Annotated in this window: 14 protein-coding genes; 9 read left to right on the top strand and 5 right to left on the bottom strand. The window is 37.5% G+C overall.

The genetic code is table 11. From position 1 onward, the window contains the following. Nucleotides 1-89: 89 nt before the first annotated feature. Complete coding sequence (locus ACVWYG_RS08100; RefSeq protein WP_457269678.1) at nucleotides 90-518, bottom strand: CBS domain-containing protein; 429 nt, start codon at nucleotides 516-518, stop codon at nucleotides 90-92. Between the two features lie 202 nt (nucleotides 519-720). Then, nucleotides 721-1,176, bottom strand: a complete 456-nt coding sequence (locus ACVWYG_RS08095; protein ID WP_457269677.1) for a hypothetical protein — start codon at nucleotides 1,174-1,176, stop codon at nucleotides 721-723. A 296-nt stretch (nucleotides 1,177-1,472) separates the two neighbouring features. On the opposite strand from ACVWYG_RS08095, the gene ahcY reads away from it, so the two are divergent. Then, complete coding sequence (gene ahcY, locus ACVWYG_RS08090) at nucleotides 1,473-2,789, top strand: adenosylhomocysteinase (protein ID WP_457269676.1); 1,317 nt, start codon at nucleotides 1,473-1,475, stop codon at nucleotides 2,787-2,789. A gap of 435 nt (nucleotides 2,790-3,224) precedes the next feature. Next, entirely contained in the window at nucleotides 3,225-3,752 is a 528-nt protein-coding gene (locus ACVWYG_RS08085; protein WP_457269675.1) for a peptide-methionine (S)-S-oxide reductase, read from the top strand. Between the two features lie 411 nt (nucleotides 3,753-4,163). On the opposite strand, the gene ACVWYG_RS08080 is transcribed toward ACVWYG_RS08085, so the two are convergent. Beyond that, on the bottom strand, nucleotides 4,164-4,544 hold the full coding sequence (locus ACVWYG_RS08080; protein WP_457269674.1) for a GtrA family protein: 381 nt from the start codon (nucleotides 4,542-4,544) through the stop codon (nucleotides 4,164-4,166). Nucleotides 4,545-4,546: 2 nt separating this feature from the next. Continuing rightward, entirely contained in the window at nucleotides 4,547-6,190 is a 1,644-nt protein-coding gene (locus ACVWYG_RS08075; protein WP_457269673.1) for an ArnT family glycosyltransferase, read from the bottom strand. A 283-nt stretch (nucleotides 6,191-6,473) separates the two neighbouring features. On the opposite strand from ACVWYG_RS08075, the gene ACVWYG_RS08070 reads away from it, so the two are divergent. From ACVWYG_RS08070 to ACVWYG_RS08045, 6 genes are all read left to right on the top strand, one after another. Next, complete coding sequence (locus ACVWYG_RS08070) at nucleotides 6,474-7,199, top strand: pyridoxine 5'-phosphate synthase (protein ID WP_457269672.1); 726 nt, start codon at nucleotides 6,474-6,476, stop codon at nucleotides 7,197-7,199. A gap of 152 nt (nucleotides 7,200-7,351) precedes the next feature. Then, nucleotides 7,352-8,260 (top strand): EamA family transporter, encoded by a 909-nt coding sequence (locus ACVWYG_RS08065; protein ID WP_457269671.1) that lies wholly within the window; start codon nucleotides 7,352-7,354, stop codon nucleotides 8,258-8,260. Nucleotides 8,261-8,316: 56 nt separating this feature from the next. Next, nucleotides 8,317-8,880 carry a hypothetical protein gene (locus tag ACVWYG_RS08060; protein ID WP_457269670.1) on the top strand — a complete coding sequence of 188 codons (564 nt, stop codon included), beginning with the start codon at nucleotides 8,317-8,319 and terminating at the stop codon, nucleotides 8,878-8,880. A gap of 204 nt (nucleotides 8,881-9,084) precedes the next feature. Continuing rightward, on the top strand, nucleotides 9,085-11,970 hold the full coding sequence (gene gcvP, locus ACVWYG_RS08055) for an aminomethyl-transferring glycine dehydrogenase (protein ID WP_457269669.1): 2,886 nt from the start codon (nucleotides 9,085-9,087) through the stop codon (nucleotides 11,968-11,970). Nucleotides 11,971-12,033: 63 nt separating this feature from the next. Beyond that, a complete protein-coding gene (locus ACVWYG_RS08050; RefSeq protein WP_457269668.1) occupies nucleotides 12,034-12,621 on the top strand; it encodes a YceI family protein in 588 nt (195 codons plus the stop codon). A gap of 211 nt (nucleotides 12,622-12,832) precedes the next feature. Continuing rightward, a complete protein-coding gene (locus tag ACVWYG_RS08045; RefSeq protein ID WP_457269667.1) occupies nucleotides 12,833-13,195 on the top strand; it encodes a hypothetical protein in 363 nt (120 codons plus the stop codon). Between the two features lie 252 nt (nucleotides 13,196-13,447). Here ACVWYG_RS08045 and ACVWYG_RS08040 read toward each other — a convergent pair whose 3' ends face one another. Beyond that, nucleotides 13,448-14,215 carry an MBL fold metallo-hydrolase gene (locus tag ACVWYG_RS08040; protein ID WP_457269666.1) on the bottom strand — a complete coding sequence of 256 codons (768 nt, stop codon included), beginning with the start codon at nucleotides 14,213-14,215 and terminating at the stop codon, nucleotides 13,448-13,450. Nucleotides 14,216-14,265: 50 nt separating this feature from the next. Between ACVWYG_RS08040 and recJ the strand changes: the two genes are divergently transcribed. Further along, complete coding sequence (recJ, locus tag ACVWYG_RS08035) at nucleotides 14,266-15,966, top strand: single-stranded-DNA-specific exonuclease RecJ (RefSeq protein WP_457269665.1); 1,701 nt, start codon at nucleotides 14,266-14,268, stop codon at nucleotides 15,964-15,966. Nucleotides 15,967-15,982: the final 16 nt, after the last annotated feature.

Below are 15,982 nucleotides of genomic sequence, written 5' to 3'. Positions count from 1 at the left end.
ACAGCTTTACAACTAAACGACTCTTAAGTTAAAGGAAAGATTCTTGCCATCTAGACTTGCAACTCATAACCCGCAACTCGTAACTGCCATTATCCATTAATATACCCTTCCAAATGGCTAATCGTCTCTTTCTGATCTGCGATAATGTACTTTACCACGTCTCCGATTGAAACCATTCCTTTCACTTCGCCATTTTCGACAATCGGTAAATGCCTAATGTGCTTCTCGGTCATCATCGACATACATTTGTCTATCGAATCGCTTAAGCTTACGCCAAACGGGTCAGCAGTCATCACTTCACTAATCATCGTTTCTTTAGATGATTTTCCTTGCAAAACAATTTTTCTGGCGTAATCTCTCTCCGTAAAAATTCCTAAAAGTTTATCACCATCCATAATCAGCAAGGCAGAAATGTTTTTTTCAGTCATGAGCCGTAAAGAATCATATACCGAAGTTTGTTCAGTAACAGAATAAATAGCTGCTTTCTTTGTGTCGAAAAGTTGTTTTACGGTTTTCATAATCTAACTAAGTTTAGGTTATCACCAATTTAGAAATTAATTCTCGTAAAAAGAAAGTGTTTTCAAAATAACAACTACAGGCTGTTTGTGTGAGTGAGGAAATTTTAGCCTGTAGTTTTTTATCGAAACTTTACTTTAGTTTTTTTAATAGTACATCTATGGATGTTAAGGAAAAATCTAATTCTAGAAAGATTCGACATACTTAATCAATTGCAATTATCCTGTTATATTTAAAGGTAGTTGGAACTGGTCCATCTGCTGGGTAGGTTACGCATTGGATGGTTAACAGATCATTTTCTATCGAGAATCTACCCTTATCAAATATCACGTAGCTTGTTGTGGTTGTCTTGGTAACTTTGCCATCAGCAGACTTTTCTACCTCACTAGTAATGTTAACTTTTAGCGAATCATTTGAGATTTTGTACTTCCCAATTACAGCCCTGCTCCAATATGCTTTGGAAGAATCTCGCAACTCCATTTCGAAATTTCCTTGAGTTCCAAAAAATATTCTTCTACTACTGTCGTTTGGGGGCACCTCCGCCCAAGCGCCAGAAAGTGCATTTTGGGGTTCAGACGAGATTTCATCTTTCTTACAAGCAAAAATAGATATGGAAAGCAACAATAGCAATCCACCAATCCTGAGTTGTTTGGTCTTCATAGTTGTTAGTCAAATAGGTTTATCCTAAAACGAACAAATAGCTAGAAACGCTACAGTTGATCAAAATTCTTTCAGATTTGATTAAACGTACTTGGTCGTACCGGAAGTGACTATAATTTTAAAAGTAATCAAATTGTCTAATTTTTTCAACTCTATCATCCTTCGAGCCAAACTCAATAAAATTTACAACAAAATCCCTACTTTTGTGTTCAACAGAAAAAGAAATTTAAATAGTAGAAAGTGCTTTGCTATTGACAATTAACTGATTCATCACAAACAAAATAAAACAAAAAACTATGTCATCAGTAGAGACAGAATACCTTCCTTACAAAGTTAAGGACATTACCTTGGCCGATTGGGGTCGGAAAGAAATTGGATTGGCCGAAGCAGAAATGCCAGGTTTAATGAGTTTACGTGAGGAGTTCGGCCCATCGCAGCCATTAAAAGGTGCACGTATTGCAGGTTGTCTGCACATGACCATCCAAACCGCCGTGTTGATTGAAACTTTAGTAGCCCTTGGCGCCGAAGTGACTTGGTCTTCTTGTAATATTTTTTCCACACAAGATCATGCTGCCGCTGCAATTGCGGCTGCAGGAATTCAAGTATATGCTTGGAAAGGCTTATCAGAGGAAGATTTTGATTGGTGTATCGAGCAAACGCTACATTTTGGTGAAGATCAAAAACCGTTAAATTTAATTCTAGATGATGGAGGTGATTTAACCAACATGGTTTTTGATAAATATCCAGAGCTTATTTCGGCGATTAAAGGTTTGTCAGAAGAAACCACTACAGGTGTACACCGTTTGTACGAACGCATGAAAAATGGCACGTTGCATTTACCTGCAATAAACGTGAATGACTCAGTGACAAAATCTAAATTTGATAACAAATATGGTTGTCGTGAATCTTTGGTAGACGCCATTCGTAGAGCTACAGATGTAATGATGGCAGGTAAAATTGCTGTTGTTTGTGGCTATGGCGATGTTGGAAAAGGGTCTGCAGAGTCGTTAAGCTCTCAAGGGGTTCGTGTAATTGTAACGGAAATCGATCCAATTTGCGCGCTACAAGCCGCTATGGAAGGTTATGAAGTTAAACGATTAGACACCGCGATAAAAGAAGCAGACATCGTAGTTACCACTACCGGAAATCGAGACATTGTTCGCGAAAAACATTTCCGTGCGATTAAAGATAAAGCCATTATTTGCAACATCGGCCACTTCGATAATGAAATAGATATGGCTTGGTTAAACAAAAATTACGGCAATACAAAGATAGAAATCAAGCCTCAGGTGGATAAATATACCATAGATGGAAAAGACGTAATTGTACTTGCAGAAGGTAGATTGGTTAACTTAGGTTGCGCTACCGGTCACCCGAGTTTTGTAATGAGCAACTCATTCACCAACCAAGTATTGGCGCAGTTAGAATTGTGGCAAAATACCGACACCTACGAAAATAAGGTTTATGTGTTGCCAAAGATACTCGACGAAAAAGTTGCCCGTTTACATCTGGAAAAAATTGGTGTTGAGTTAGAAGTTTTAGATCAGCATCAAGCAGATTACATCGGCGTTACCGTAGATGGTCCTTTTAAATCAGACGAATACCGTTACTAAAATAAGTCGGAAGTCCGAAGTGTGGAAGTCCGAAGTTTAATATTTAAGGAGAGATGTGTGTAAAGCGCATCTCTTTTTTTGTTGCTCTATAATTATTTGAAAACGAGCTGTTCGGTAATTCTTCGGCAATTGCAGCCCCGTCGTCCGCTTTACTTCGCCCAAAAAGAGGTCTCGTGCTCGCTACCACCGGGTTTATTGTTCAAAGTAACGAATGCTTTGGTGAAACCGAGATTGAAATTAAACCTAAGGTTTAGGGCAGCTCACGGATATCATCAAATGATTTTTAAAGGTTAACTTTACATTAACTAACCGTAATGGTTAAAGAGGATAGGCAACAGAGGTACTAAAATTAAAATTAATACCAATTCCTCCAGGAACTTTGCGAACATGTTTGTGAGCTTTGTGGTAAAAGTAATCCCTTATCCCTTTCTAAAAATGAGCGAAAATATACAAACTTCGGGTCTGGGTGGAAGTTGCCATTGGTGTACCGAGGGGATTTTTCAATCGCTTGTTGGAGTTGGCAACGTAAAACAGGGTTGGATCACTTCCGAAGAACCTCACCAAAAAATCTCAGAAGCGATTCTGCTCGACTTCGATGCAGCAGAAATCTCTTTGGAGGAAATTATCTCTATTCATCTACATAGCCATAGCTGTACAAGCGCACATCAATTTCGAGCAAAATATCGCTCTGCGATTTATTTTTTCACAGAAGAACAAAAAAGAATTTGCGAGGGTATTTTAAAAAGGCTTCAAACCGACTTTAGCAAACCAATAATTACAAAAATATTGCCTTTAAAATCATTCGAGCAAAATGTTCCGGAATACTTAAATTATTATTGGAACAACATTGAAAAACCTTTTTGCAAAAATTACATCACACCGAAACTTAAAATGCTCCAAGAAAAATTTGTAAGAAATCTGCGTGGTAAAGCACTCTTGGCATTACAAGATTTGGAAAATTAATTGTACTCTTTAACCGATCGATTACCAGGCCTAAATCTTTTAAAAGAATTTTGAAATAGGAAAAAATACTCCGTTTTTTTTTGTCTTTAGTCCATTTGAATGATTTTCTACTTTAAACAAACGCATTAATATTTAAGGGAAAGTTAAAAACTGCGCGTTGATTTTTACTGGGCTAGAAGTTTAACAGGTGTTTAAAAATTCAGTGCTATCCTTTTGAAAACTAGGATCGGAGTTTTTTCACGAGGTTGTTAGTTTTGAAATCCAATTAAATCCAATATATTTAAAACATCATGCCCATCAATAGAGAAGATTTTAAAATTTGGTTTAAGCGGATTGGCTTGATCGGGTTTCTTTTTTTTTTAATTAAGGGGATTATTTGGCTGATCATTTTTTATTACGTTGGCAAAAATGTTACCTGAAAGTAAACAGCCAATTTGCCAGAAAATTCCAGATAAAAACAATCACGATTGCGAAAAACTTAGCTAAATAAAAGTTTATTCCATCTTTACGTTGGTGGAATAGGTAAATAATAAATGTGTTCAGCCCAAGACCGACCAAACTTACAAATACGAATTTCGTAAACTCTGTGCCCAAATGTGGGTTGGTACTCTCAAAGGTCCAGATTCTATTTATAAAATAGTTGTTGGTTACTGCCAGACTAAAACCAATTGCGTTTGCGATGTACTTGTTAATTCTGATCTTTTCTTTAAAAAGCCAGGTAGCACCAAAGTCGATTGCCATACCGAGAAAACCGGTGAGTCCAAATTTGATGATCCTAAAGAAAATTTCCATAGCTAATTTAACGTAACCAAATAAAATCGCTCTAAAGTAGCTGCTCGAGATGCTGCATTTAAAAACTTTAAAGTTAGCTTGGTGGTGTGAAAGTAATCAAAAGCTTTAAGAATTTTCACGTTGTATGCTTTTTTTAAGTTTGGCATTTGAGCTTCTGGAATATACAAAACTAAGTTCTCAACTTCACTTCTTTGTAAATCCGCTAACGTGTAATAATATTTGACATCTCCCTTTGCATAAAAATCGAAAGAAAACGCATCATTGTACATGTAGACTGCAGGCTTTGCTTTTGGAAGATTTGCTGTTAACCATTGTCCTGCTTCGCTTCCTGATTGATATTTTAGAAGCGCTGGATAAAAGAAGAAATATAGGAACACCATTAGGCTTAAGGAAATGGCGACACTTCTGCCAATTAAGGCCTTAAACGTTAATTCTGTAAAGATAAGAAATGAGCCAGCTAAAAACCCGAGTAGTAGTAAGCCGATTAACACCGGTTGATCAAATCCAAAAAAGATTGTGAGTAACAACAGTGCAATAGTAATTAAGATTACAATAACAGACTGGGTTATAGCTAAAGATTTTAAAGATTTACCCTCCTTATCGGAAATATAGATTGCCGTAATGATGGCGAAGTGGGGAAATAAAAGTAATATATAGTGAGGTAACTGAAACTTTGAAACAGAAAAAACTAAGAAAGTAATTCCGGCACTCGCCCAAAGAATAATGGTTTCTTTAGGAATCTTAGAACGTTCTTTTTTCTTCAGGAGATTAAAAACAGCTAAGTATAGCAATACCGCCCAAGGTAGAAATGCCCAAAGCGTAGTGTGTAGAAAGAAAGAAGGATCACCTTTCCCTCTAACCGGACCTGTGTTAAAGAATCGCCCGAACTGACTATCCCAAAAAAAGAATTTTAAACCAGAAACGCCTCGCTGTCCTTGAGCAAAAACATCGGGATTTTTGTCGAACTGATTATAAAGAGCGTATAATTCTGGTGTTATAAATACAAAGATTAGCAGAAGCGCAAAATACCATTTGAGTTTTAAAAACTCTTGATACTGTTTGGTTACCAGCCAATAGATAACAAAGCCACCTAAAACTGTAATTAGCACAAAAATACCTTTTACCATTATGGCGCAAGCTGTAAAAAGTGCACCCAAAACTAAAACCCAACTAATGCGATCCCTTCGACACGCACGCTCAAAAAAATAAATCGCTCCGAATGCAAAGCCAGTAATGTAAATCTCTGCACGTACGTCGAAGGTGGAAACAATGACATGAAGAGCACTTAAAAAAATTATTGCAGAGATGTAGGCAATCTTTTCAGTATATAGATTTTTGGCGAATTTGAATAGCAAAACAGCAGTTAACAGTCCAATAAGGTATGACGGAAGTTTATATGCAAAACTATTGATGCCGAAAATTTTGAAAGAAGCAGCTGCAAGCCAAAAAGGTAAGTGCGGTTTATCTAACCAGTCGGCGCCTCTGCTGTAAAGGTTTAGCCAATCGTTATTGAGCACCATAGATTTAGAGATACTTGCAAAAAGCGCCCCATCTGGTTCTATAATATTGATAAAAAGTGCAGGAATTCCAAAAGCGGCCAAAAGAAAGATGAGTATGAGGTACAATCTTTTTTCTTCTGGCTGCATGATGTTTTTAAAAATTTAAGTTGCAAGTTAAATGGTCTCTGCTTAATTGCAAAGATTTTGGGTAACTAGTTTATGCAAAAGTGGCAGAATAATATTTTTTTTTGGCTTTTTAGCCCTAAAAAAGATTAAGTAGAGAACGTGTAAAAGCGCCCAAATAAACTAAGATCTTAATTCTAACTAAACTATATTGGTAATAAAAATCAATCTATTTTAAGACGTGAAAAGCCCTATCCAGGCCAATTCAGTTCATCAAACTTTCTTAAATTACTGTTATCTTTGGCCCATGACAAAATTATCGGTTAACATAAATAAAATTGCAACGCTCAGAAATAGTAGGGGTGGCGACAATCCGAATTTAGTCCAGGTGGCATTAGATTGCGAGAAATTTGGTGCCGAAGGGATTACCGTGCACCCAAGACCAGATGAGCGCCACATTCGCTATCAAGATGTTTACGATTTGAAAGCGGTTATTGCCACCGAGTTTAATATTGAGGGAAATTGTAAAGAAAATAAATTTGTTGATTTGGTGTTGGCGAATAAGCCCGCTCAGGTTACTTTAGTTCCAGATGTAGAAGGCCAGCTCACCTCCAATCATGGTTGGGATACCGTTAAACATGCAAAATATCTAAAAGAAATTGTTTCTGTTTTTCAGCAAGAAGGGATTAGGGTTTCTATTTTTGTAGATCCTGTGGTAGATATGGTTGCAGCTGCCGCCGATACTGGTACCGATAGAATTGAACTTTATACCGAAGCTTTTGCACACAATTATAACGCAGATAGGGAAAAGAGTATCTTAAATTACATTGCTGCCGCCCACAAAGCAAATGCATTAGGTTTAGGTATAAATGCGGGGCACGATTTGGATTTGCATAATCTTAAATATTTTGCACAAAGTATTCCCGGACTTTTAGAGGTTTCGATTGGTCATGCGCTCATTAGCGATGCGCTTTACATAGGCCTGGAACAAACGATACAAAAGTATTTGGCGGAGTTAAAAAGTGAGATGTGAAACATTAGATTTGAGACGCAACTGGATGAAAGATCAAGGAGCAAAGAAAGGACGTCCTTTGCAACCAAACTAAATCACTACCGATCATCTAACCTCTAGCGAACTGATCATCTAGCCTCTAATCAACTAAACCCTAACCCCTAAACAAATTCATGTTAAAAGGTATTATCCTTGTTTTTCTCGGCGCTTGCAGTTATGGCGTACTTTCCACTTTTGTAAAATTTGCTTATCGAGACGGTTATACCTTAGGCGATGTAACTGGTGCACAAGCTTTTTTTGGCGCTGTCGGCTTATGGTTGTTGTTTTTTGTACGTACAGCATTAACAAAAAAGCCGCATGGCTACGCGGAGAAAACCCCGCCATATAAATTAATGTTGGCCGGTATCTGTGCCGGCTTGGTAAGTGTTTGCTATTATCAAAGTGTTAAACTAGTTCCCAATTCTATTGCTATTATTCTGTTAATGCAGTTTATCTGGATAGGTATTTTATTAGAATATTTTATTTTTAAAAAGAAGATTTCCAATTTTCAAGCCTTGTCGATGGTGCTAATTTTGGGTGGAACTGCCTTGGCAAGTGGCGTTTTCTCTACAACCTTGCAAACACTAAATATGTATGGGATTGGGTATGGCCTATTCGCAGCCCTATTTTACGCAGGCTTTATGATGCTAAATGGTAGGTTGGGAATAGATTATCGGCCTATTAAAAAGGCAGCGTTAATGGTTACGGGTGGATGCCTTTTTATCTTCATTATTTTTCCACCAATGTTCTTAATTGATGGTGCCTTAACCGGCAGCTTACTCAAGTGGGGATTAATCATCGCATTTTTTGGTACCGTTATCCCGCCACTTTGTTTCGCAATCGGAGTACCTAAAACCGGCTTGGCGCTCAGTTCTATTTTAAGCGCTGCAGAACTGCCTGTAGCCGTATTGCTCTCTGCCCTCTTTTTAAATGAGGAAGTCTCCGCTGTCCGCTGGTTTGGGGTTGCGGTTATACTCTCTGCAATTGCTGTTTCTAATTTAAAGCAATTGCTACATAGAAAGCAAAAGTTAGAAAAATTTTAGAGTGCTAAAGTTGCTCTATTATTTTGTTTAGATTTGATACAATCAATAGCTATAAAATGAAAAACCTTGGTACCGCTTTATTATTCGTTCTTGTTATCGGCTTCGCCGGATGTGCCCCAAAAACTTCCATTAATAAAGAGGAAGCTGGGAAAGTAATTACAGAATATCTAGCGGCCAATCCTGAGTATCAAACCACTAAATTTGATTTCGGTGAGATAAAGTTCAATAGTGAATCAGAGATGTTAAGTCTTTTAAAATATAAAGCATTAGCCAAGAAAGGATTTGTTACCATAAGCATGTTATCGGCAAAAAAGAAATTTCTATCTAAAGACAGTAGTTTTGTATATCAAATTAAATTAACAGATTTAGCGAGTCCTTTAGTTTTAAAACAAAGCGACGACAAAGCCACAGTTAAAACAGTCAATTATGTTTTGGCAGATGGAAAACCAGTAGATTTTTCTATGGTAAATTCCAATACGGCTAAAGTAACTGTTTCACTTAAAAAAGAAAATACTGATTTCGCTGCTTTTGATGAGGGTAAGTTTGAAAACAGTAATTTTATTACTAAATCTTACAAATTAAAGTTTGATAAAAGTGAAGGCTGGAAGGTGCAGAAGTAGGCTTGGAGGTTAGGGGTTAGAGTTTAGAAGGTTAGTTGTTAGGTCTGTTTAAGATTTAGGCGGATAGCTTTTTAGTCGATGTAGTGTTTGCCACCCAGTCTTTGCTCTTTGTTCCTTGCTCTTTTGTCTAAACAAATCTACAGTTTTATGTCAAAGAGTTAGGCTGCTTTTCCTAACTTCGCCCAAAACAATATATCATATTTTATGGGCTTAGATATTCACTACCAAGAAGAGTTTCAAACCAGGCATATTGCACCAAATGAAGCAGACGCAGAAGCGATGTTAGCTGTTATTGGTGTAAATTCCATTGACCAATTGATTGATGAAACTGTACCGGCAAACATCAAACTTAAAAAGCCACTAAATCTTCCTGCTGCTAAATCAGAAATTGAATATTTAACTACCTTAAAGCAAACGTCTCTCTTAAATAAAGTATTTAAAAGCTTTATTGGGCAGGGTTATTATGATACCATTACTCCGGGTGTAATTCTGCGGAACGTTTTCGAAAACCCAGGTTGGTACACACAATACACACCGTATCAAGCAGAAATTGCACAAGGTAGGTTGCAAGCGTTACTAAATTTTCAAACCATGGTTATAGATTTAACGGGAATGGAAATTGCCAACGCTTCACTTTTAGATGAGGCAACAGCCGCAGCAGAAGCTATGTTTATGCAATATACGCTCCGTAAAAATGTTTCTGCAAAGAAATACTTTGTATCTGCTTCCGTGTTTCCTCAAACGTTGGACGTGTTAAAAACCCGTGCCAATCCTTATGGAATGGAATTGATTGTCGGCGATCATCAAACTTTTGAACCTACTGACGAGTTTTTTGGAGCGATTGTTCAATACCCTGCCGGAAACGGAGAAGTATTCGATTACAAAGAATTTGCAAGTACTTTACATGATAAAAATATTAAATTAACCGTTGCAGCTGATATTTTAAGCTTAACGCTACTTACGCCTCCAGGAGAATGGGGAGCGGATGTTGTTGTTGGAAACACGCAAAGATTCGGTGTTCCAATGGGTTTTGGAGGCCCGCACGCGGCTTTCTTCGCTACTAAAGCAGATTATAAGCGTAACCTTCCGGGAAGAATTATCGGAGTTACCATAGATGCAGCGAATAATTACGCACTGCGCATGGCTTTGCAAACTCGCGAGCAGCATATCCGTAGAGATAAGGCGACTTCTAACATTTGTACCGCGCAGGCTTTACTGGCGATAATGGCAAGTTTTTATGCTGCTTATCATGGTCCAGAAGGGTTAAAGAAAATTGCCACCCGAACTCACGGTTTGGCAATTAGTCTTGCAGAGACTTTAAATAGTTTAGGCTTTGAACAATTGAATACTTCGTATTTTGATACGATTCGATTTGATTTGGGAGATTTAGTAGGATCGGTTCACGCCGCTTGTTTGGATAATGAGATAAACCTTAACTATGAGGGCAGTGTGGTAACCATCTCTTTCGATGAGACGAGTACTTTTGCAGATGTAAAGACTTTAGCCAAAATATTTGCAAAAGTTAGTGCCATTGCAGTTAATGAAGTAGTTGTCGTTGAAGAGGTAGAAACCGTTATTCCAGAAAATTTACAGCGTACATCTACCTTTCTAGAACATCCTATATTCAACTCCCATCACTCTGAGCACGAAATGCTCAGATATATAAAATCTTTAGAAGCCAAAGATCTTTCTCTTTGCCAATCTATGATTCCATTGGGAAGTTGTACCATGAAATTAAATGCAACGGCAGAAATGATTCCGGTAACCTGGTCTCATTTTGGGAAGATTCACCCCTTTGCACCTTCTGATCAAGTTCTTGGCTATTACTCTGTCTTTAATGAGTTAAACGAATGGCTAAGTGAGATTACTGGATTTGCGTCTATGAGTTTACAGCCAAATTCTGGAGCTCAAGGGGAATATACCGGCTTAATGGTTATCCGCGCATACCATCACGATAGAGGAGATTTCCATAGAAACGTTGCGTTAATTCCTGCTTCAGCTCACGGCACAAACCCTGCTTCTGCTGCAATGGCAGAGATGAAGATTGTAGTTGTAAAATCTTTAGAAAATGGAAATATTGATGTAGATGACTTAAAGGCTAAGGCTGTTCTATACAAAGAAAACTTAGCTTGCTTAATGGTTACTTATCCATCTACACATGGTGTATTTGAGGAAAGTATTGTAGAAATCTGTGAGACTATTCACCAAAACGGTGGCCAGGTTTACATGGATGGTGCAAACATGAATGCTCAGGTTGGTTTAACTAGTCCTGCGAATATCGGCGCAGATGTTTGCCATTTAAACTTGCACAAAACTTTTTGTATTCCGCACGGCGGAGGTGGACCAGGTATGGGTCCAATTGGTGTGGCTGCACATCTTGTTCCATTTTTACCAGGCCATGTTGTTGTAGACATAGCAAACGAAAAGTCTATTTCTGCGGTATCTTCTGCACCTTGGGGTTCAGCTTCCATTCTGATAATCTCTCACGCTTACATCGCAATGATGGGAAGCAAGGGATTAACAGATGCAACTAAAGTTGCTATATTAAACGCTAATTATATCAAAGCGAGGTTGGAAGAACATTACCCTGTATTGTATTCTGGCGCCAACGGACGTTGCGCACACGAGATGATTTTAGATTGTCGCTCTTTCAAAGCATTCGGAATAGAGGTTACGGATATTGCAAAGCGGTTAATGGATTATGGTTTTCATGCACCAACAGTTTCTTTTCCGGTAGCTGGCACAATGATGGTAGAACCAACAGAGTCTGAGCCAAAAGATGAAATGGATCGTTTTTGTGACGCCATGATTTCTATAAAACATGAAATTGCTGCAGTTGAAGATGGTTCTTTTGATAGATTAGACAATCCACTTAAAAATGCGCCGCATACCGCTGCGGTAATTACAGCGAATGAATGGAATCATGATTATTCACGTCAAGCAGCAGCATTTCCATTAAAATATGTAAAAGAACGGAAATTTTGGCCGTCAGTTGGTCGCGTTAACGATAGTCAGGGAGATAGATCCTTAATTTGTTCATGCCCGCCGATGGAAGCTTATTTAGAAGAGATGGAGCCGGTAAAAGTTTAATCGGTATTTAGAAAATATTTTTATCAGAATAACCCGTATATCCCTTTAAAAAAATAAGTTTTTATGAAATTTAAAACAAGTATTGTTTTTTCGGCACTGATAACGTTGATGCTTTCTGCATTCACATTTAAGGCCGAACCAGTAGATTATAAGGTTGATGCCTCAAAATCTTCAGTTACCTGGATTGGTAGGAAAATTGCAGGTTCACATAATGGAACAATTGTCTTAAAATCTGGCAACCTAATTTTAAATGGTAATAAGTTGGTTGGAGGAAGATTTACGATGGACATGAGTACCATTAAAGATGAAGGGGGAAGCAAAAAATTAGAGGGTCACTTAAATTCTGAAGATTTTTTCAGTACTCAAAAATTTCCAACTTCGACTTTCGTAATTACCAAGGTTTCTGGTTCTGGTAGCGAGGTGACAGTAGCTGGTGATTTAACTATTAAAGGGAAAACGAGACCGGTAGTATTTCCAGCGACGGTATCTATCAATGGAAATGGATCTGTTTCTGCTTTGGCAGGAAAGATATTGGTCGACAGAACAAAATATGACGTTAGATATGGTTCTAAATCTTTTTTCGACAACATTGGCGATAAAGCTATAGATGATATGTTTGAAATAGGTGTGAAATTAGTAGCGAGTAAGTAGTTTCTATTATTACCTAAATTTTTTAGAGGTCTGCTGAAAAGCAGACCTCTTTTGTTTTAATTTTTTTCTGACAGAGAATGCCAAAATCTTGGCTGCGGTATAAATAGATTTATTTTTAGATCACATAGATATGAAGGCAACGTAAGTTTCTCTAAAACAAACTGTGGTCTTTCAAAAAAACATCTATCTTTGATTGTTATTTAAACATCCGATGAAAAGAATTTTCACCCTCTTAGCACTAATCATAGTTGTCTTTTCTGGCTGCAAGAAAGATTTGTCTAGCGATGAGACTTTTTCTTTGTCTTATGGAACATCTTTTGGTTTTTGCGTAGGCTACTGCAACAAGACGCTCAAAGTTGAGCAATCAATGTTATTGTTCACACAAATATCGAACGACAAGATACTCCCACCAAAAGTATGCAAAGCGGTATTGACAGAGCAAGAAAAAAGAGAATTGTATTCGCTAATAAAAGTAAATAATATAAAAAGTTTATCCGAGACCACGGAATGTCCCGATTGTGCTGATGGAGGTGCCGAAATGGATATCCATAACTATGAATGGCAAAACTTATAAGAAGACTTTTGAATTCGGAAATGCACCAAAATCAATTCAAGACTTAGTAGTAAAACTTCGGAGCATTAGCGAAGGATTCAAGGACTGCAAATAATTTTTAGAAGGTAAACCTCGTAGCACACATACCGAGTATTGAATTTCTCAAAAAGCTAACTTTGGAAATTTCTTAAGAAGCTTCACCTAGTTAATAAAAGAAATATAGAACCTTATACATAGAGCTAAATTTTTAGATGATGTGGCTTCAGAATTAGATTAGCTGCTCACTTTAAAACCTCCATCTACTAAATTCACAAAGCCTGTAGCTGCACTTTTGCCATGATAAAATAAACAATTCCAGTTTTCTTCAGCAGCACGTTTGCCAAATTCTTTCCTCAACTCCATTGCCTTTCGACCATCGAAGTCGTATTTGGCAATAAAATTTTTAACGAGTTCTTCAGGCTCGGGCAATACGTCACCACCGAAAAATGCCTTTTCATTTTCATCATTCAATAAAAAAACCTGATGGTTTGGCGTATGTGCACCTGTAAATTCGTAAGAAATTGAATCTGTAATTTGTCCGTCTCCTTCTATGAAATCTAGCTGAGCATTCCGTTGCAAAAAATCAAAAATATTAGTATGATAAGAACTAGAAGTGTCAGAAAATGCCGCTTCCCACTCACCTCGATTAATATAATAGGTAGCATCTGGAAAACTTAACTCCATATTGTTATTCACTTTATGAACCATGCCACCAGAATGGTCGTAATGTAAATGAGACATCAGCACTTTCGTCACATCACTAGGGTCAAATCCGGCGTTTCTTATGTTTTTGTGTAATATTAATTCTTCTTGATCATCAATAAAGCCAAGGCCGGTATCCATTAAAATTAAATCATCGTTTATTTCGACTAAGAATGGTTGAATATTAATAAATAGTGAAGCCGGCCGATCTTTAAAATGATGAATAGTTGGGTCAAAAGGGATAAATTTTTTACTTACATCTACAGAGTAAGTACCTTCATATAAAGTGTGGACTTGCAATTTATTTCTGTTTAATTAAAATGTATATTTACGGTTTGTAAACAAAGGTAATGGAAAAAAGGTGGGTGCTTGCAACAAAATGTAATGAAGATTCGGCAGATGCTTTAGCAGCTGAATTGAACATCAGTTTAGTGCTTGCAAAAATTTTAATCCAACGCAACATCTGTAGTTTTTCCGAAGCGAAAGACTTTTTCAGACCAAATCTTGCTCACCTTCATAATCCTTTTTTAATGAAGGATATGGATTTGGCTATTGCAAGAATTGAACAGGCCTTGGACAATCAACAGAAAATCCTTGTTTACGGAGATTATGATGTTGATGGAACAACATCTGTCGCCTTGGTTTATTCTTTTTTCGCAAAATTTACAGAAACCATCGAGTACTACATTCCCGATAGGTATGCAGAAGGATATGGTATTTCTACACAAGGTATCGACTACGCAAAAGAAAACGGCTTTTCGCTTATTATTGCGTTAGATTGTGGAATTAAATCGGTAGATAAAATAGATTATGCCAACAGTTTGGGTGTAGATTTTATCATTTGCGACCACCACTTGCCTGGCGATGAACTGCCGAAAGCAATTGCAGTGTTAGATCCGAAGCGAAGTGATTGTAATTATCCTTTTAAAGAATTGGCAGGATGCGGCATCGGTTTTAAACTTACGCAAGCTTACGCTCAAAAGCACCATCTACCAGACGAAAGTTTTTTGCAATATTTGGACATGGTCATGGTGAGCATCGGCGCAGATATTGTACCTATTGTAGAAGAGAATCGCATTTTAGCTTATCATGGCTTAAAAAAATTAAATACATCTCCATGCGATGGCTTAAAAGCTTTGATGGAAGTTTCTGGCAAAACGGATGAATATTCTATCACCGATGTTGTTTTTATGCTTGCTCCTAGGATAAATGCCGCAGGGCGAATAGATCATGCAAAACACGCCGTTGCTATGTTGCTTTGCGAAGGAGATGTTGATGCACTTCAAAAAAGTCTAGACATCAATATCAAAAATACAGAACGTAAAGGTTTCGATCAAGAAATTACACGCGAAGCTCTATCTTTAATCGGCCAGGATGAAGTGCTGGTAAATAAAAAAACAACGGTTGTTTATAACGAAAGTTGGCATAAAGGCGTTATCGGAATTGTAGCATCTAGACTTACAGAAACTTATTATAGACCAACTATAGTGCTTACCAAATCAAACAATCAAGTGGCTGGATCTTGTCGATCTGTAGCAGGATTTGATTTATATGAGGCATTAAGTCGTTGCGCAGATTTATTAGATCAATACGGTGGTCACAAATTTGCCGCTGGGCTAACCATGCAGCACCATAACATTCAAGCTTTCGCTGATAAGTTTGAGGAAATTGTAGCAGCGAGTATTACAGAAGAACTGTTAACCCCAATGATAGCCATTGACGGTGACGTAAAACTTAACGAAATCGATGGAAAATTCTATCGGGTTATGACGCAAATGGGTCCTTTTGGCCCGCAGAATATGGCGCCAGTTTTTAAAACTGACGGAGTAGTGTTAGCACGCCAACCGCAAGTTGTAGGTGCAAATCATTTAAAAATAAGTGTAAAACAGACAGATTCTACTATTTTTGAAGCGATTGGTTTTGGACTTGGAGAATACGAGCAAAAATTATTGCTGAACACACCTTTCTCCATTTGTTACACATTAACAGAGAATGTGTGGAGAGATAAGAAAAGAATGCAGTTGAATCTGAAGGGTATTAAATTTAATTAAAACAAACTATCCGATG

The organism is Pedobacter sp. UYEF25 (assembly GCF_054061655.1).
The sequence above is the reverse complement of the archived record's forward strand: the minus strand, read 5'-3'. Positions and strand labels throughout refer to the sequence as shown.